Source organism: Microbacterium sp. LWO14-1.2, from assembly GCF_038397715.1.
Lineage (GTDB): Bacteria > Actinomycetota > Actinomycetes > Actinomycetales > Microbacteriaceae > Microbacterium.
On sequence record NZ_CP151633.1, the window covers coordinates 818,827 to 835,804 of the forward strand.

Genomic DNA, 16,978 nt, shown 5'->3' on the forward strand with positions numbered 1-16,978 from the left:
GGCGTGAGGGTGCGGCCATGACGACGGCGTCCGGCACGACGACCCTCGACCTGCTCGTCGACGCGCTCGGCGGTCTCGTCGACACCGACGGCGCCGTGCTCGAACAGGCCAGAGCCGACAGCTCCGGTCACGCCGCCCCTGGTCGCCCGATCGCGGTCGTTCACGCGGAGACCGTGGAACACGTGCAGACCGTCATGCGCATCGCGACCCGCACGCGCACGCCCGTGGTCGTGCGCGGAGCCGGCACGGGACTCGCCGGGGCGGCGAACGCCGGCGACGGCGAGATCGTCCTCTCCACGCGCCGCATGACCGCGATCCGTGAGGTGCGCGCAGACGACCTGCTCGCGGTCGTCGAGCCAGGCATCCTCAACGCCGACCTCAACGACGCCCTCGCCGAGCACGGGCTCTGGTGGGCTCCCGACCCCGCGAGCCGTGCGATCTCGACGGTCGGCGGCAACATCGCCACGGGCGCCGGCGGCCTGCTGTGCGCGAAGTACGGCGTCGTGCGCGATGCCGTGCTCGGCGTCGACCTCGTGCTCGCCGACGGCCGCCTCCTGCACCTCGGCCACCGCAGCGTGAAGGGGGTCACGGGTCTCGACCTGACCTCCCTCGTGATCGGGTCCGAGGGCACGCTGGGCGTGGTCGTCGGCGCCACGCTGAAGCTGCGCCGCCTCGTCGCCGGGACGACGTGCACGATCGCCGCCGTCTTCCCCGACGTGCGCCGCGCGGCCGCCGCGTCCGCCGCGGTGACGGCATCCGGAGTCCAGCCCGCGATCATGGAGCTGATGGATGCCGCGAGCCTCGCCGCCGTGGCGGCCCTGCTCGACCTGCCCTCTCCCGGCGAAGGCAGCGCTCAACTGACCATCCAGACCGACGGACCGGCCGCGGCCGCCGAGGCCGCGGTGATCGCCGACGTCCTCGCGGCCCACGACGGTGCGGTGCAGGTGTCGTCCGACCGCGAGGAGGGCGAGCGACTGCTGGCGATCCGCCGGTCCATGCACGCGGCGATGGCGTCGCTCGGCACGACCCTCATCGAAGACGTCTCCGTGCCCCGGAGCGCGATGCCCGCGATGTTCGACGAGATCGCCCGCATCGAGCAGGCGTACGGGATCACGATCCCCACCGTCGCGCACGCCGGCGACGGCAATCTGCACCCCAACTTCATCTTCGAGGGGTCGGAGACTCCCCCGCACATCTGGGCGGCTGCCGACGAGCTGTTCCGTGCAGCCATCGCCCTGGGCGGCACCCTGACGGGCGAGCACGGCATCGGCACGCTCAAGAGCCGCTGGCTCGCCGACGAGCTCGGCGACGATCAGTGGCAGCTGCAGCGGCAGATCGCGCGTGTCTTCGACCCCCTCGGCATCCTCAACCCGGGGAAGGTGTTCGCCGCCGATGCCTGACATCCACGTGAGCGCCGCCGTGATCGTCGACCCCGCCGGTCGCGTGCTCGTCGTCCGCAAGCACGGCACGACCCGGTTCATGCAGCCGGGTGGCAAGCCGGAGGCCGGCGAGACCCCGGCGCAGACACTGATCCGCGAACTGCACGAGGAGCTCGGCCTGCGTCTCGTCGACGCCGACCTCGCGCCGCTCGGCCGTTTCGTGTCGGCCGCCGCGAACGAGCCGGGTCATCGCGTGGTCGCCGACGCGTTCGCGGTCGACATCGCCCAGGCCGACGTGACCGTGCAGGCCGAACTCGCCGAACTGCGCTGGATCACGCCTCAGGATGCCGAGACGCTGCCGCTCGCGCCCCTCAGCGTGGAGCACCTGCTCCCGCTCGCCTGGGCGCGCGGGAGCTGACAGACGTGCAGGGTCAGATGCCCTGCCAGGCCGGCTTGTTCGCGAAGGTGTAGCGGTAGTAGTCCGCGAGCTTCAGTCGTGACGCCGCGGCCTCGTCGACCACGACCGTCGCGTGCGGGTGCAGCTGGATCGCCGAGCCGGGGAGGATCGCCGACAGCGGCCCCTCGACGGCATCCGCCACGGCCTGGGCCTTGCCCTCGCCGAACGCGAGCAGCACGAGGTGGCGCGCGCGCAGGATCGTGCCGAGCCCCTGGGTGATGCAGTGCATCGGCACGTCGTCGATCGAGTCGAAGAAGCGGGCGTTGTCCTCGCGGGTCTGCGCCGTCAGGGTCTTGACCCTCGTGCGCGAGGCGAACGACGACCCGGGCTCGTTGAAGCCGATGTGCCCGTCGGTGCCGATGCCGAGGATCTGCAGGTCGACGCCACCGGCCTCGTCGATCGCCGTCTCGTAGTCCTCGCCGGCGTGCTGGATCGTCGCCTCGGCGCCGTTGGGCACGTGGATGCGCTGCGGGTCGAGTCCCAGCGGCTCCACGACCTCCTTGGTGATGACCGAGCGGTAGCTCTCCGGGTGCGCGGGGTCGAGACCGACGTACTCGTCGAGCGCGAATCCCCGCACCCGCGAGACATCGCGACCGGCGAGCTGCGTGCGCAGCGCCTGGTACACGGGCAGCGGTGTGGATCCCGTCGCGAGGCCGAGCACGGCATCCGGACGCGCGTCGATGAGTTCGACGATCTCCGCGGCGACCAGGGCGCCCGCGGCGGCGGCGTTCTCGACGATGACGACTTCAGCCATGGGTGACGATCTCCTTGAGTGGTGAGGTGGCTCCGACAAGCGCGGCGCCGACGGCAGCCGCCGGCGAGCCGAGCGGGAGCAGTTCGATCCGGTCGTCCAGGTGCAGGGAGCGCATGAACGCGGAGGCCTCCGCACCCGCGTGCAGGGCGTCTCGGACGCCTGCCTCGAGGCGGGCGCCGAGAGCCGTCAGGCCCCCGCCGATGATAACGCGCTCGACGTCGGCCGAGAGCACGAGTGCACGGACGGCCGCTGCCGCCCCGTGGAACAGGTCGGCGCGCAGCGACGCGGCGAGCGGATCGCCCTCGTCGGCGGCGTCGAGGATGTCGCGCACGGGGTGCGCGCCGGGGCGTCCCCAGGCCTTGGCCAGGGCTCCGCCGCCGCAGAAGGTCTCGATGCAGCCGCGCTGGCCGCAGCCGCACAGGCGACCGGCCGGGTCGACCGAGAGGTGGCCCACCTCCCCCGCCGTACCGCGGGCGCCGCGCCAGATCGCGCCGTCGACGACGATGCCGGCGGCCACTCCGGTGCCGAGGTTCAGATACGCCATCGATCCCTCGATGCGGCGCAGCGCTGCAGCACCGAGGGCCGCGGCCTTCACGTCGTTCTCGACCCGCACGACCGCTCCGAGCCGGGCGGCGACGCGCTCGGCGAGGTCGAGCGACTCGACGCCGAGGTTCACCGCGTGCAGCACCCGTCCCGATACCGAGTCGACGAGACCGGGGATGCCGATGCCGACGGAGTCGATGTCGGCGACGGTCAGACCGGCCTCGGCGGCGAGATCGACCACGGCCGCGGACACGCTCTCGACCACCGCGTCCTCTCCCCAGCCGGTCGGGCGGCGCAGGCGGGCGAGGATCTCACCCGATGGCGCGACGGCGACCGCGTCGATCTTGGTGCCTCCGACGTCCAGGCCGACGCGAATGCGTCGACCGGCGAGGTCGACGGTGATGGCATCCGTCATCGGATGGTGCTCCTGCCCGTGGTCGAGTCGAGGGCGCCGCTCACGAGACGCCCAGCTGGCCGGACAGGACCATCACGGCTGCACCGCGCAGCACGATGTCGGACTGCAGAGTGCGCCGGATCACGACGTCTTCGAACACGCCCTCGAGCGTGCGGGCGTGCAGGGTCTCCACCGCCGCGTCGATCAGGACGCCGTCGAGCAGGTCGCCCTGCCCCGACAGCACGACCTCGGAAAGGTCGAGGGCGGCGACGATGGGGGCGATCGCGATGGCCATCCGCGTCCCGGCGTCGCGGAGGATGTCGTCGCGGGAGTCCGGTGCGGCCTCGATGGCCGCGCGCAGGCGGCTCTCGCTGAGCCAGGCCTCGAGGCATCCGTCCTTGCCGCAGGCGCAGCGCGGGCCGCCGTCGGTGCCGACGACCACGTGCCCGATCTCGCCGGCCGCGAATCGGCTCCCGAGCAGCGGCTGGCTGCCGGTGATGACGCCGGCGCCGACGCCTCGACCGATCTTGATGAGCATGAAGTCGGCCTCGGCCTCGCCGAACGTGTACTCGGCGAGCACGGCGGCATTCGCGTCGTTGCGCACGAGCACGGGCAGGTCGAGATCGACGCCCAGCTTGGCCTCGAGCGGCAGGTCGGACCAGCCGAGGTTCGGCGAGCTGAGCACCATCCCGTCCGGACGCACGACACCGGGGGTGCCGATGCCGACGCCGAGGATGGGCTGCGTGGCGTCCGCGACGAGCTCACGGGCGAGCTGCAGCAGGGCGGCGTACGCGGCGTCGCCGTCCGGCGTCTCCGGACGCGGCACCTCGCGGCGGCCGATCACGTCGCCGTCGAGACTCAACAGCGCGCCGGTGAAGGCGCTCGGGGCAGAGAGGTCGATGCCGATGATCTGGTGACCGACGCGGTCGATGTCGATGAGGATGGGCGGCTTGCCCGGACCGACCGTCTCGCGGACACCCATCTCGATGACGATGCCGTCGGCGATGAACTCCGCGACGAGGTCGGAGATCGTGACGCGGGTGAGTCCGGTCTCCCGGGAGAGGTCGGCGCGGCTCATCGCGCCGGAGTGATAGAGCGTCTGCAGCACGAGGGCCCGGTTATGGCCGCGGGCGTGCTCGGGCAGCACCTTGGCGCGCGAGCGCAGATGCCGCGCGGGGCCAAAGGCGTGGGCGTTCGTCCCGACGTACTCCGACGTCGTCGACGGGCGCGTTTCATCCGATACGGACATGTTTGTTAGTAGACCTTACGAACAAAAATTGTGCAACCCCACCGCGCAGAGCGCCCGGGAGGGTTACCGAAACGTTACATTACGATGACGACCGTATGTCAGCCGTCCGAGTCGACCTCTCCCGCCCGCTCGACGAGCCGGGCGACGAGGCCTTCCACGATGCCCTCCCGCGCCTCCCGCGTGAGCGGCTTCCCGGGGACGCCGGGGCGGCGCTGAGCGGGCGTCGGACCGTCGAGAGGACGATACCGCACGCCCCTCTCGGCCAGCCGGCGCAGGTGCACGGGCAACCGCCTGGCGAAGTCCTCGAACGGCGCCGGTTCCCCGCCCTCCCACAGCCGCTCCGCGACCGCGGACAGCCTCGGGAACATCGCGAAGTCCACACGGTCTCGCGACGGCAGATGCTCCGTCCAGACGTTCGCCTGCCCGCCGGAGGCCCCCTCCTCCACGCGCAGTCCGTACACCTGCTCGATCGGCAGCGGCGGTCCGACGCGGATCGGCTCCTCCTCCGAGTCGGACTGCGGGTAGTCGAGGTAGACGCTCAGATCAGGGCATGCGATCACCGGGATGCCGCGGCGCAGCGCCTCCCGCATCGCGACGGGACCACGCCAGGCGAGGATCTCGACGCCGTCGGGCACGTCGCCCTCCAGCACCTCGTCCCAGGCGAGCGCCGTGCGCCCCCGTGCGCGGACGTGCGCGACGAAGTGCGCCGTGAACCAGGGCTGCACGTCGTGGGCCGACGCGAGGCCCCGTTGCCGCATCCGCTCCTGCGCCGCCGCACTGTGCTCCCACTCCGTCACGGGAACCTCGTCGCCGCCGATGCCGATCCACGGTGAGTCGAAGAGGTCGCACAGCGCGTCGATGGCCGCGCGCCCGAAGGCGAGCGACTCCTCGGTCGGCGCGAGCGTGCGCGGGTTGACCCCGAACCTCTCCCAGGGAGCGGTGACGGGACCGCCGACGTCGGTGTTGCCGAGCTCCGGGTAGGCGGCGAGACCGGCCTGGATGTGACCGGGCAGCTCGACCTCCGGCACGAGCGTGACGTGCTGCGCTGCCGCGTATGCCACGAGGTCGCGCAGCTCGGCATCCGTGTAGTGCCCCTCGTGCACGCCGGGCTCGACCGTCGCGAGCGGACCGTGCCCGCGCTGCGTCGCCTCCCGCCGCGCGCCCACCTCGGTGAGACGCGGGTAGCCCGGCACCTCGAACCGCCAGCCCTGGTCGTCGGTCAGATGCAGGTGCAGGACGTTGAGGTGGTGGTCGGCGAGCAGATCGACGAGTCGACGCACGTCGGCGGCCGGTCGGAAGTGACGCGCCACGTCGAGCATCGCCCCACGCCAGGCGTACGCCGGTGCACCGGTCCACTCGCCCGCGGGGATGCGCGACTGCTCGGTGCCGGGCTCGCGCAGCTGTCGCAGCGTCGTCGCACCGCGGAACACGCCGGCGACCGACGCGCCGGTCACGGAGACGCCGTCGGCGGAGACACGGATGCGGAACGCCTCCTCGCCGACACGTCCCTCGGCGAAGGGCGCGTCGGCCAGCACGGCGTCGATACGCAGCGTGATCGCGCGCTCCGCACTCCCGGAGACCCGCAGCCCACCGAGGCGCTCAGCGCTCGCGGCGAGGTCGTCGGTGGCGACGACCGGCGTCTCCGCGGTCCAGACGAACGGAGCGGCCGCGGGGTCGATGCGCGAGTGCGCGAGCGGGACCGTCGCCCGATGCGGGGGTGGCGGCATGCGGAGCGCGCGCCCCGGAGTGCTTCCGGTGGCGTGCCCCTGCTGCACGACCGGCTCGCCGGCGACCAGCACCTCCACGACGCCGACGGGCGCCGCGTGCGGGTCGTCGAACGTCGCCCCGGCGGCGATCGTCTCGGGGTCGAACAGCACGAGATCGGCCGTCGAGCCCTCGCGGATCACCCCGCGCGGCGCGTCGCCCCTGTCCAGACCCAGCCGCGCGGCCGGCGTACCGGAGAGGTGCCGGACGGCCTCCTCGAGCGACAGGATGCCGAGCTCCCGCACGTAGTGCCCCAGGTAACGCGGGAAGGTGCCACGGCCCCGCGGATGCGGACGAGCACCGATCAGGATGCCGTCGCTGCCGCCCGTGTGACGGGGGTGCCGCATGATCTCGCGGACGTTGTCCTCATCGCCGATGTGCATGAGGATGCTCGTGGCACCGGCATCCTCGATGATCGTGTCGAGCACGACGTCGACCGCGCGCCGACCCTCGGTCGACGCGATCTCGGCGACTGTGCGGCCGATGAGCCCGGAGAGAGCGGCGTCGCCCGTGCCGGCGATCTGGATCGCGTCCCAGTCGGCTCGCTCCCCGTGAAAGCCGTCGCAGCCGATGTCCTCGAGCTCGACCCGCACGGCCTCCCGCCCCGCGGCGTCGAGCGCCGCGATCGTCCCGAGCAGGTCCCCGCTCTCCGACAGCCTGCTCGGCAGCAGCGCTGCGAGGGTCGTCGCACCCGGGAGGTACGGGTAGGTGTCGAGCGTGACGTCGACCCCGTCGGCGAGCGCCTCGTCGACGAGCGCGAGCAGCTCGTCCGCCCTGCCGCGGTTGGGGAGGAAGTTCATGGTGGCGTGCGTGAGGTGGATCGGGCACCCCGTCCGGCGTCCGATGTCGAGCGCTTCGCGATACGCGTCCAGCGCCGCGCCGCCGTAGCTGCGCGTATGCGGCGACCAGTAGCCGCCCCGTTCGGCGACCACGCGGCACAGGGCCTCGAGCTCCGCCGTGTCGGCGTACATGCCCGGCGTGTACGTCAGGCCGCTCGACATGCCGAAGGCGCCGGCGTCCAGCGCCGCGCCCAGCAGCTCCCCCATCGCCGCGATCTCGGCATCGGTGGCTCGGCGGTTCTCGTGGCCGACCACCATCATGCGCAGGTTGCCCTGCGGCACGAGCACCGCGACGTTCGCGACCGCCGCGGCATCGAATGCGGCGAGCAGGTCGCCCATCGTGCGCCACGGCACCGACGCCGGCGCACCGTTCCAGCCGGCGATCTGCGCGGGGATGACCGAGGCCGTCGCGTCGTCGAGCGGCGCATAGCCGAGACCGTCCTGCCCGACGACCTCGGTGGTCACGCCCTGGCTGATCTTGGCGGTGTGCGCGGCGCCCTCCAGCACGGCGAGCTCGCTGTGCGCGTGCATGTCGATGAAACCCGGTGCGAGCACGAGCCCGGCGGCGTCGACCTCGACAGCGGCATCGGGCAGCTGAGGCGCCTCACCCGCCCCCTCGCGCACGAGCGCGACGACCCTCGCGCCCTCGACGTACACGTCGGCGCGGTAGCGCTGCGCGCCCGTGCCGTCGACGACCGTGCCGTCCCGGTAGACGCGCACCGGCTTCTCGCTGCTCAGAAGCACGTCGCCACCGCTCCGATCACGCGCGGGTCGTCGGCGTCGGGGTCGTCGATCACCGCGACGACCTTCCACTTGTCGAACGCGGTGCACGGGTGCGAGAGGCCCAACCGCACCACGTCGCCCTGCGCGACAGCCGCGTCGGCGTCGAGGCTCAGGAAGGCGTGCTGGTCGTTCAGCGCCGTGACCGAGCCTGCCACCGACTGCGGGACGGGAAGGTCGATGTCGAAGGGCACGTCCCGACGCCCCGCGTCGAGCAGGGCGAGGCCGGGCTCGGGCTGCGAGACGACGCGCGACCACGCGTGCATGGCCGACCGCAGGGACGCGGTGCCCGTCAGCGGACCGAACGGCGACATGCGCGAGTAGAAGCCGTCGTCGTGGATCTGGAACGCGCCGGAGCGCAGCACCACGTCGGCCGCGTCGGCGTGCGGTGCGAGCACGGCCGCCGCACGGTCGGGGAACGAGCTGCCGCCGGCGCTCAGCACGGGCCGCACGCCCTCCGGATAGGCCAGGCGCGAGTGCAGCTCGACGAGCGTGCCGAGATAGGCGTCGACGGCGGCGATCGAGGTGTCGCTGCGGTCAGGGCCGAACGGGCCCTCGTAGCCCGTGACGCCGGCGAGGCGGAGACCGGATGCCGCGGCGATCGCGCCCGCGATGCGCTTGCCCTCCTCGATCGTGCGGGCCCCCGTGCGTCCCCCTGCTCCGCCGAGCTCGACGAGCACGTCGAGGGGACGAGCGGCGCCCTCGAGCGCACCCGCGAGGATCTCGACCGTCCGCTCGGAGTCGGCCCAGCACAGGATGCGCAGCTCGGGGTCGGCGGCGAGCAGCTCGCCGAATCGCCGTGCTGCTGCCGCATCGGTGACGGCGTTCGCGATGAGCACGGTCGACACGCCGGCCTGAACCGCGACCTCCGCCTGCCACGGCGTGGCCATCGAGATCCCCCAGGCGCCCGCGTCCAGGAGACGCTGCCACAGCGCGGGAGCCATGGTCGTCTTGCCGTGCGGCGCGAGCCGGACGCCCTGCTCGGCCGCCCAGGAGAACACCGTCGCCTCGTTGTGGGTCAGTGCCGCCTCGTGCACGGTGAGCACCGGGGTGACCAGATCCGAGAGGTGGAGGTCGGCGTCGGCGATCTCGGAGAGACGCAGCCCTGCCGCCAGGGCCGGGAAGCCCTTCGCCCAGGTGCCGAGTTCGGGATCCGGAATTTGTAGAGGCATCTAACAAGGCTACTAGGCTTGCAGCATGACTTCGAAGACCCGCATCACGACAGACGCCGCCCCCGCCCCCGCCCACACCTTCTCGCAGGGCGTGCGCAAGGGCCCGTTCGTCCAGGTCTCCGGCCAGGGCCCGGTCGACGCCGTCACCAACGAGTACCTCTACCCCGGCGACGTCGCCGCGCAGACCACGCGGACGCTCGAGAACGTCAAGGCCATCGTCGAGGCCTCGGGAGCGACGTTCGACGACGTCGTGATGCTGCGCGTCTACCTCACCAAGCGCGAGGACTTCCCGATCATGAACGAGGCGTATGGCGCCTTCGTCGAGGCGAACACGCCGAGCGGCGTCCTCCCCTCGCGCACCACCGTCTTCACGGGTCTGCCCCGCGAAGAGATGCTCGTCGAGATCGACGGCATCGCCGTCGTCGAGTGACCGCGGGCGACTCCGTCGCCTGATCTGTGCGGGTCCGAGAGGGCCCGCACGACCGTTGCCCCCTCGTTACCTTCGATCCCGTAGCATTGAATGTGATAAAGGCCACGTGAGAACCGGGGGGTGAAGTTCGTGACCGATCTGATCTCAGCGCAGGATGCGAAGACTGAGAAACTGACCGAGGCGGGCTCCGCCGACACGGTCGCTCTGACTCCGTCGGGTGATGACACCCCGACCGACTCGATGCCGCCGCAGAGCGGCGACCAGCCGCTGGCCTGGGCTCCCATCGAACCGGCGCCCAAGAAGAAGCGCCTCGGACTGTGGATCGGCCTGGGCGTCGGGGCCGTCGTGATCGGCGCCGGTGCCGCCTCGATGATCCTGATCGCCCCCGGCACCACGGTCGCCGGCATCCCCGTGGGCTGGCTCACGCCCGGCGCGGCCGCCGATGTCATCAGCGCGCACGTGGCCGAGACCGAGGTCACCCTCACGGGTGCGGGCGACGACGTCGTGCTCACCGGCTCGGAGCTCGGAGCAGCCGTCGACGCGAGCGCCCTCGCCGACAAAGCCTTCGCCGAGCACCCGATGTGGAACGTCGGCGCCTGGACGGGCGAGCCCGTCGCGGGTGAGATCACCCTCGACCCCTCGACCGCCGACGCCGCCCTGCGCGACGCCGTGCCGACGAGCTTCGAAGACCCGGTCGACGCAGGCGTGGTCTTCGACGCCGCCACCGGCAGCTACGTCATCACTCCGTCCGCGACCGGCACCGGCGTCGACGTCGCGGCGCTGAGCGAGGCGTTCACCGACACGATCGCCGACGGCGGCAAGAGCTTCGAATTCCCCGGCGGTCCCGCCGAGGCGGCTCCGGCCGTGACCGATGAGGACGCCACGACCCTGGCGACCTCGATCAACACGATGCTCGGCACGATCGGCTTCTACCTCGGCGAGGAGCGCACGGTCCCCGTCGACGCCGCCACCGCCTCGACCTGGTTCACCGTGGTCGACGACGACGGCACGCTCCGCATCGAGGCGGATCAGGCGGCGATCCAGGCGACCGTCGACGCGCTGCCCGCAGCCGTCGACCGCGCACCGGTCAACGCCACGCAGATCGTCGACTCGTCGGGCAAGGTGCTGCGCACCGAGTCCGAGGGCGTCAACGGCCGCGCACTGAGCGACACCTCGAACCTCGCGTCCGACGTGGCCGACAAGCTCGAGGCCGGCGAGGGCGTGTTCCCGATCTCGGTCACCGAGACCCCGTTCACCGCCGTCACGCTCCTGCGCAAGATCGACGTGAACCTGAGCTCGCAGACCGCGACGCTCTACGAGAACGGCGCCGTCGTGCGGTCGTGGAAGATCTCCTCCGGCAAGGCTGCGACGCCGACCGACGTCGGCAACTTCAAGGTCTACGCCCACGTGCGCTCGCAGACCATGAAGAGCCGCGAGCCCGACGGCTCGATCACCGAGACGCCGAACGTCCCCTGGGTCACCTACTTCAACGGCGACGAGGGCTTCCACGGCACCTACTGGCACAGCAACTTCGGCAACCGCATGAGCCACGGCTGCGTGAACATGCCGATCGACGTCGCCAAGTTCGTGTACGAGTGGTCGCCCGTGGGCATGGAGGTCTCGGTCCACAACTGAGTCGCTCGCCCCGACGGGCGCCGAGCGGATACGCGAAAGGGCCGGATGCTGAGCATCCGGCCCTTTCTCTGTGCGGAATCAGCTGAGCGCGTCGACGATCTCGTTCAGCGTCGTCGAGGGGCGCATGACCGCGGAGACGAGCGCGTCGTCCGGGCGGTAGTACCCGCCGATCTCGACGGTAGAGCCCTGCACGGCGTTGAGCTCGGAGACGATCTTCTCCTCGTTCTCGGCCAGCTTCGCGGCGACGGGCGCGAAGGCTGCGGCGAGTTCGGCGTCCTTCGACTGCTTGGCCAGCTCCTGCGCCCAGTACAGGCCCAGGTAGAAGTGGCTGCCGCGGTTGTCGATCGTGCCGAGCGCGCGTCCGGGCGAGCGGTCCTCCTCGAGGAAGGTGCCGGTCGCGGCATCCAGCGTCTCGGCGAGCACGCGCGCCTTCTCGTTGCCCGTGCGGTCGGCGAAGTGCTCGAGCGAGGCGGCCAGCGCGAAGAACTCGCCGAGCGAGTCCCAGCGCAGGTAGTTCTGCTCGACCAGCTGCTGCACGTGCTTCGGCGCGGAGCCTCCGGCCCCCGTCTCGAACAGTCCGCCGCCGGCGAGCAGCGGCACGATCGAGAGCATCTTGGCGCTCGTGCCGACCTCGAGGATCGGGAACAGGTCGGTGAGGTAGTCGCGGAGCACGTTGCCGGTCACCGAGATGGTGTCCAGGCCGTGACGCATGCGCGCGAGCGTGTAGCGAGTGGCCTCCTCGGGAGCGAGGATCGTGATCGTGAGGCCCTTGGTGTCGAGCGTCGCGAGACCCTGGTGCACCTTGGCGATGATCTGCGCGTCGTGCGAGCGGTTCGCATCGAGCCAGAACACCGCGGGCACACCCGTCGCGCGGGCGCGCGTGACGGCGAGCTTGACCCAGTCCATCACGGGGATGTGCTTGGTCTGCGTGGCGCGCCAGATGTCGCCCTCGCCCACCTCGTGCTCGATGAGCACGGTGCCCTCGCTGTCGAGCACCTGCACGGTGCCGGCGGCGGCGATCTCGAAGGTCTTGTCGTGGCTGCCGTACTCCTCGGCCGCCTGAGCCATGAGCCCGACGTTCGGGACGGTGCCGATCGTGGCGGGGTCGAGCGGGCCGTTCGCGATCACGTCGTCGATCACGGCCTGGTAGACGCTCGCGTACGAGGAGTCGGGGATGACCGCGAGGGTGTCGGCCTCGCCGCCGTCCTTGCCCCACAGCTTTCCGCCGTTGCGCACCAGCGCGGGCATCGAGGCGTCGACGATCACGTCGCTGGGGACGTGCAGGTTCGTGATGCCCTTGTCGGAGTTCACATACGAGAGGCGCGGCCCCTCGGCGATCGCCTTCGCGAACGCGGCGGCGATCTCGTCTCCCCCGGCGATGCCCTCGAGCCCCGCGAGGATCGAGCCGAGGCCGTCGTTCGGGTTGAGACCGGCGGCGGCGAGCTGCTCGCCGTACTGGGCGAACACGTCGGCGAAGAACGCCTTCACGACGTGACCGAAGATGATCGGGTCGCTGACCTTCATCATCGTGGCCTTGAGGTGCACCGAGTAGAGCACGTCGTCGGCCTTCGCGGTCTCGAGCGTCTCCGCGAGGAACGCGTCGAGGTGGGACGCCGACAGGAAGGTCGCGTCGACGATCTCGCGGGGCAGGACCTTGAGGCCCTCCTTCAGCACGGTGACCGTGCCGTCGGCGGCGATGTGGCGGAAGCTCAGCACGTCGTCGTGGGCGGCCACCCAGGAGCGCTCGTTGTGCTTGAAGTCGTCGTGACCGAGCGTCGCGACGCGGGTCTTCGACCCCTCGGCGAAAGGCTTGTTGCGGTGCGGGTGCTTCTTCGCGTAGTTCTTCACGGCGAGCGGCGCGCGGCGGTCGCTGTTGCCCTCACGCAGCACCGGGTTCACGGCGGAGCCCTTGATGCGGTCGTAGCGCGCGCGGATGTCCTTCTCCTCGAGCGACGAGGGCTCGTCGGGGAAGTCGGGGATGTCGTAGCCCTGAGCCTGCAGCTCGGCGATCGCGCCCTTCAGCTGCGGGATGGATGCCGAGATGTTCGGGAGCTTGATGATGTTCGCCTCGGGCAGGGTGGCGAGTCCGCCGAGCTCGGCCAGTGCGTCGCCGACCTGCTGCTCCGGAGCGAGCTTCTGCGGGAAGGCGGCGAGGATGCGACCGGCGAGGGAGATGTCCCGCGTCTCGACGTCGATGCCCGCCTGGCCGGTGAAGGCCTGGATGATCGGGAGGAAGGAAGCTGTGGCGAGCGCGGGAGCCTCGTCCGTGTAGGTGTAGATGATGGCGTCGTCGGTCACCGGGAGGTTCTCCGTTCACGAGGGCAGAATTGTCTCGATACCAAGATACCTGAGGGCTTCTCGACCCCGAGAATCTGCTCGTCTCTGGGTAGGAGCGGGCCGGAGGGGTTAGCCTGTGTCTATGTCCGAACTGCGCATGGTCGAACTCTCCGCTGCGACGATCGTCGCCGTGAACAACCTGTCGCTCAAGCCCGGACAGGAGCAGTTCCTCGCTCCGGTGTCCTACGGCATCGCGGCGACCGTCATCAACCCGCAGACCTCCTGGCAGCGCGTCGTGCTCGACGGCGACCAGGTCGTCGGCTTCGTGAGTGCGAACTTCGACTCGGAGGCGCCCGAGGAGCACTTCCGCTCCGTCCTGTGGCGCATCAACGTCGACGCCGACGATCAGGGCAAGGGCGTGGGTCGCTTCGCCGTCGAGCAGCTCGTGGAGGAGGCCCGCTCCCGCGGCGTCGACCACGTGAACGTCATCTACGAAGCCGGGGAGGACGGCCCTGAGGCCTTCTTCCTGCGCGTCGGCTTCACGCCGGTCGGCGAGACGGAGTACTCCGAGGTCATCGCCGAGATCCGCGTCACGCCGTAGGCCGGCGGCGGGGTCGCCGCCCCCACCCTCATCGAGGCCCGTCGCCCTGTCGGCACGGGCCTCCGATGTTCTCCCGCGGCGGAGATCACGTATTTGTTGCGAGTCGCCACAAAAAGCTTGCGCTCCCCTGCCGAGCGTGCCTATCATCGCTTCAGAGCGCTGGCGAAGCGCTTCGACGATGTTCCCGAACGAGCGACGACGGAGTCCCGATGACGACGATCCATGAGGTGGCGCACGCCGCCGGGGTGTCGATCAGCACCGTCTCCTACGCGCTCAGCGGCAAGCGCCCGGTCTCCGAGAAGACGCGACGCCGCATCGAGGATGCGGCTCGCACGCTCGGCTACGAGCCGGACGCCGGCGCCCGCATGCTGGCGGGCCGCCGTACCCACATCTTCGCCCTCACCGAGCCGCTGCGCGCCGACACGCACGCCCCCACCCACATGGCTTTCGTGCTCGCCACGGCTGTCGCCGCCCGGCGCCGGGGCTACGACATCCTCCTCCTCACCGACGAGCAGACCTCGGACGGGATGAACCGCGTCGCGGCGAGCCGCCTCGTCGACGCGATCCTCGTGCTCGATGTCGCGCCGGACGACGACCGCGCCGCCATCGCGCGCAGCGTCCGCACGCCGACGGTGTTCATCGGCATCCCCGACGACGCGGAGGGCCTGACCTGCGTCGACCTCGACTTCGAGGCGGCGGGCGCGCTCGCGATCGACCGGCTCGCCGATGCCGGGCACCGACGCGTCATGCTGCTCGGCCAGACCGAGGTGTCATACCGCAAGTCGAACTTCCCCCGGCGGCTGCTCGCCGGCGTCACCGACCGCGCCGCGCACCGCGACATCGCCCTCGCCTGGGCGACGACCGGCGACACGACGACGGATGCCGCGTCCGTGCGCTCCACGTGCGAGGCCGCCCTCGACCGCGGCGACCGCGCGTTCATCGTGCACGCGGTCGGCGACGTGCACGAGATCCTGCTCGCGACCGTCGCCGACCGGGGACTGCGCGTCGGCGAGGACGTCTCGGTCGTCTCGGCCGCGGCATCCTTCGACACGACCGAGCTGTCGGTCGCCGTCGACACGATCCCCCTCGTGCCGCAGCAGTCGTGCGAGCTCGCGGTCGACCTCGCCGTCGGCAGCGTCGAGAGCGGCGGATCGACGCCGCGCATCCACCTCATCCCACCCGAGTACCGCGAGGCCGGCTCGATCGCTCCCGCCCGGGGGTAGCGAACCGCTCCTCGTCGCGATCGTCTGCGCGTTGTCGAAACGCTTCGATGACGTGCAGGCCACAACTGAAGACGACCCGAAGAAGTGTCCCGGCCCGAGAGGCCACCGAGAAAGGAGTGCCGACGATGGCACGCAACATCCGCACGACCAAGACGCTGGCCGCCGTGGCCGCGCTCACCGCGGCAGGGCTCGCCCTGAGCGGCTGCGGCGCCGGCTCAGGAGACGAGGGCGGCGACGGCCAGACCCTGAAGCTCTGGCACTACGAGGGCGCGGACAGCGCCATGGGGAAGGCCTGGGCGGAGGCCATCTCGATCTTCGAGGAGGAGACCGGCGCGAAGGTCGAGTTCGAGGAGAAGTCGTTCGAGCAGATCCAGAAGACGGCGAGCCAGGTGCTCGACACCGACGCCGCCCCCGACCTCATGGAGTTCAACAAGGGCAACGCGACGGCCGGATTCCTGGCCTCGACCGGCCTGATCGCCGACATCTCCGACGCGGTCGACGAGTACGGCTGGGACGAGAAGCTCGCTCCCTCGCTGCAGACCACCGCGAAGTACTCGGAGGACGGCGTGATGGGCGGCGACACCTGGTTCGGCATCCCGAACTACGGCGAGTTCGTGGGCGTCTACTACAACCAGGACGCGTTCGCCGAGGCCGGCCTCGAGATCCCCACCACCTACGAGGAGTTCGTGGCCGTGCTCGACGCGTTCGTCGCGAAGGGCGTCACCCCGCTCGCCGAGGCAGGGGCCGAGTACCCGCTGGGTCAGCTCTGGTACCAGCTCGCGCTGCTCGAGGGCGACCGCAGCTTCGTCGACGCCTATCAGCTGTACGACGGCGAGGTCGACTGGCAGGGGCCGGAGATCAGCTCCGCGACCGAGACGCTGAAGGAGTACGTCGACAAGGGGTACATCGCCTCCGACGTCTCGTCGGTCAAGGCCGAGGACGCGGGCGTCTCGTTCATCAACGGCACCTCGCCCATCTTCGTGTCCGGCTCGTGGTGGTTCGGCCGCTTCGTCGCCGAGGCGACCGGCTTCGACTGGACGATGACCGCTTTCCCCGGTGCCGACCTGTCGCTCGGCTCCTCGGGCAACCTCTGGGTCGTCCCCGAGAACGCCGCGAACAAGGAGCTGGCCTACCAGTTCATCGACATCACGATGCGCCCCGAGATCCAGGCCATCATCGGCAACAACGGCGGGCTGCCCGTCGCCGCCGACACCGCCGACATCACCGACGAGAAGAGCGCCGCGCTCATCGAGACGTTCAACGGCGTGCTCGACGCCGACGGCCTCTCGTTCTACCCGGACTGGCCCGCACCCGGCTTCTACGACGTCATCGTGCAGGAGCTCCAGGGCCTCATCACGGGCTCGCAGGACGCGGAGACCACCGACAAGAACCTCGGCGAGCAGTACGACGAGGGCACAGCGGAATTCCGTTGATCGATTCGCGGAGGGCGGCGCCCGCGTCGCCCTCCGCATCCTCCTGGA

The 16,978-nt window shown here is 71.0% G+C and carries 13 protein-coding genes; 7 read left to right on the forward strand and 6 right to left on the reverse strand.

The genetic code is table 11. The features are described 5' to 3' along the window. Positions 1–17 precede the first annotated feature (17 nt). Both MRBLWO14_RS03965 and MRBLWO14_RS03970 read left to right on the forward strand, forming a co-directional pair. Positions 18–1,400 carry an FAD-linked oxidase C-terminal domain-containing protein gene (locus MRBLWO14_RS03965; RefSeq protein ID WP_341935165.1) on the forward strand — a complete coding sequence of 461 codons (1,383 nt, stop codon included), beginning with the start codon at positions 18–20 and terminating at the stop codon, positions 1,398–1,400. Further along, positions 1,393–1,797: an NUDIX domain-containing protein gene (locus MRBLWO14_RS03970; protein WP_341935166.1), complete on the forward strand. Its 405-nt coding sequence runs from the start codon at positions 1,393–1,395 to the stop codon at positions 1,795–1,797. Before MRBLWO14_RS03965 ends, MRBLWO14_RS03970 begins: the two co-directional genes overlap by 8 nt. Positions 1,798–1,810: 13 nt before the next feature. Here MRBLWO14_RS03970 and nagB read toward each other — a convergent pair whose 3' ends face one another. The 5 genes from nagB to MRBLWO14_RS03995 all read right to left on the reverse strand — a co-directional run bounded on the left by nagB (position 1,811) and on the right by MRBLWO14_RS03995 (position 9,331). Beyond that, positions 1,811–2,590 carry a glucosamine-6-phosphate deaminase gene (gene nagB, locus MRBLWO14_RS03975; protein WP_341935167.1) on the reverse strand — a complete coding sequence of 260 codons (780 nt, stop codon included), beginning with the start codon at positions 2,588–2,590 and terminating at the stop codon, positions 1,811–1,813. Next, on the reverse strand, positions 2,583–3,548 hold the full coding sequence (locus tag MRBLWO14_RS03980) for an ROK family protein (RefSeq protein WP_341935168.1): 966 nt from the start codon (positions 3,546–3,548) through the stop codon (positions 2,583–2,585). Before MRBLWO14_RS03980 ends, nagB begins: the two co-directional genes overlap by 8 nt. 40 nt (positions 3,549–3,588) lie before the next feature. After that, positions 3,589–4,776, reverse strand: a complete 1,188-nt coding sequence (locus MRBLWO14_RS03985; RefSeq protein ID WP_341935169.1) for an ROK family transcriptional regulator — start codon at positions 4,774–4,776, stop codon at positions 3,589–3,591. A gap of 98 nt (positions 4,777–4,874) precedes the next feature. Continuing rightward, entirely contained in the window at positions 4,875–8,123 is a 3,249-nt protein-coding gene (locus MRBLWO14_RS03990) for a family 20 glycosylhydrolase (protein ID WP_341935170.1), read from the reverse strand. Then, complete coding sequence (locus MRBLWO14_RS03995) at positions 8,114–9,331, reverse strand: alanine racemase (protein ID WP_341935171.1); 1,218 nt, start codon at positions 9,329–9,331, stop codon at positions 8,114–8,116. The genes MRBLWO14_RS03990 and MRBLWO14_RS03995 overlap by 10 nt, the downstream gene beginning before the upstream one ends. A 25-nt stretch (positions 9,332–9,356) precedes the next feature. Between MRBLWO14_RS03995 and MRBLWO14_RS04000 the strand changes: the two genes are divergently transcribed. Both MRBLWO14_RS04000 and MRBLWO14_RS04005 read left to right on the forward strand, forming a co-directional pair. Next, on the forward strand, positions 9,357–9,761 hold the full coding sequence (locus MRBLWO14_RS04000) for a RidA family protein (protein ID WP_341935172.1): 405 nt from the start codon (positions 9,357–9,359) through the stop codon (positions 9,759–9,761). Between the two features lie 129 nt (positions 9,762–9,890). Further along, positions 9,891–11,396: a L,D-transpeptidase family protein gene (locus MRBLWO14_RS04005; protein WP_341935173.1), complete on the forward strand. Its 1,506-nt coding sequence runs from the start codon at positions 9,891–9,893 to the stop codon at positions 11,394–11,396. A gap of 78 nt (positions 11,397–11,474) precedes the next feature. Here MRBLWO14_RS04005 and MRBLWO14_RS04010 read toward each other — a convergent pair whose 3' ends face one another. Further along, positions 11,475–13,694: an NADP-dependent isocitrate dehydrogenase gene (locus MRBLWO14_RS04010; RefSeq protein ID WP_341935174.1), complete on the reverse strand. Its 2,220-nt coding sequence runs from the start codon at positions 13,692–13,694 to the stop codon at positions 11,475–11,477. Between the two features lie 121 nt (positions 13,695–13,815). On the opposite strand from MRBLWO14_RS04010, the gene MRBLWO14_RS04015 reads away from it, so the two are divergent. The 3 genes from MRBLWO14_RS04015 to MRBLWO14_RS04025 all read left to right on the forward strand — a co-directional run bounded on the left by MRBLWO14_RS04015 (position 13,816) and on the right by MRBLWO14_RS04025 (position 16,930). Then, a complete protein-coding gene (locus MRBLWO14_RS04015) occupies positions 13,816–14,274 on the forward strand; it encodes a GNAT family N-acetyltransferase (protein WP_341935175.1) in 459 nt (152 codons plus the stop codon). Positions 14,275–14,483: 209 nt separating this feature from the next. After that, a complete protein-coding gene (locus tag MRBLWO14_RS04020) occupies positions 14,484–15,497 on the forward strand; it encodes a LacI family DNA-binding transcriptional regulator (RefSeq protein ID WP_341935176.1) in 1,014 nt (337 codons plus the stop codon). A 125-nt stretch (positions 15,498–15,622) separates the two neighbouring features. Further along, entirely contained in the window at positions 15,623–16,930 is a 1,308-nt protein-coding gene (locus tag MRBLWO14_RS04025) for an extracellular solute-binding protein (protein WP_341935177.1), read from the forward strand. The last annotated feature ends 48 nt before the right edge of the window (positions 16,931–16,978 follow it).

Coding starts and splice junctions, on each gene's coding strand:
- MRBLWO14_RS03965 (WP_341935165.1), top strand. CDS start 18: ATGACGACGGCGTCCGGCACGACGACCCTCGACCTGCTCGTCGACGCG.
- MRBLWO14_RS03970 (WP_341935166.1), top strand. CDS start 1,393: ATGCCTGACATCCACGTGAGCGCCGCCGTGATCGTCGACCCCGCCGGT.
- nagB (WP_341935167.1), bottom strand. CDS start 2,590: ATGGCTGAAGTCGTCATCGTCGAGAACGCCGCCGCCGCGGGCGCCCTG.
- MRBLWO14_RS03980 (WP_341935168.1), bottom strand. CDS start 3,548: ATGACGGATGCCATCACCGTCGACCTCGCCGGTCGACGCATTCGCGTC.
- MRBLWO14_RS03985 (WP_341935169.1), bottom strand. CDS start 4,776: ATGTCCGTATCGGATGAAACGCGCCCGTCGACGACGTCGGAGTACGTC.
- MRBLWO14_RS03995 (WP_341935171.1), bottom strand. CDS start 9,331: ATGCCTCTACAAATTCCGGATCCCGAACTCGGCACCTGGGCGAAGGGC.
- MRBLWO14_RS04000 (WP_341935172.1), top strand. CDS start 9,357: ATGACTTCGAAGACCCGCATCACGACAGACGCCGCCCCCGCCCCCGCC.
- MRBLWO14_RS04015 (WP_341935175.1), top strand. CDS start 13,816: ATGTCCGAACTGCGCATGGTCGAACTCTCCGCTGCGACGATCGTCGCC.
- MRBLWO14_RS04020 (WP_341935176.1), top strand. CDS start 14,484: ATGACGACGATCCATGAGGTGGCGCACGCCGCCGGGGTGTCGATCAGC.
- MRBLWO14_RS04025 (WP_341935177.1), top strand. CDS start 15,623: ATGGCACGCAACATCCGCACGACCAAGACGCTGGCCGCCGTGGCCGCG.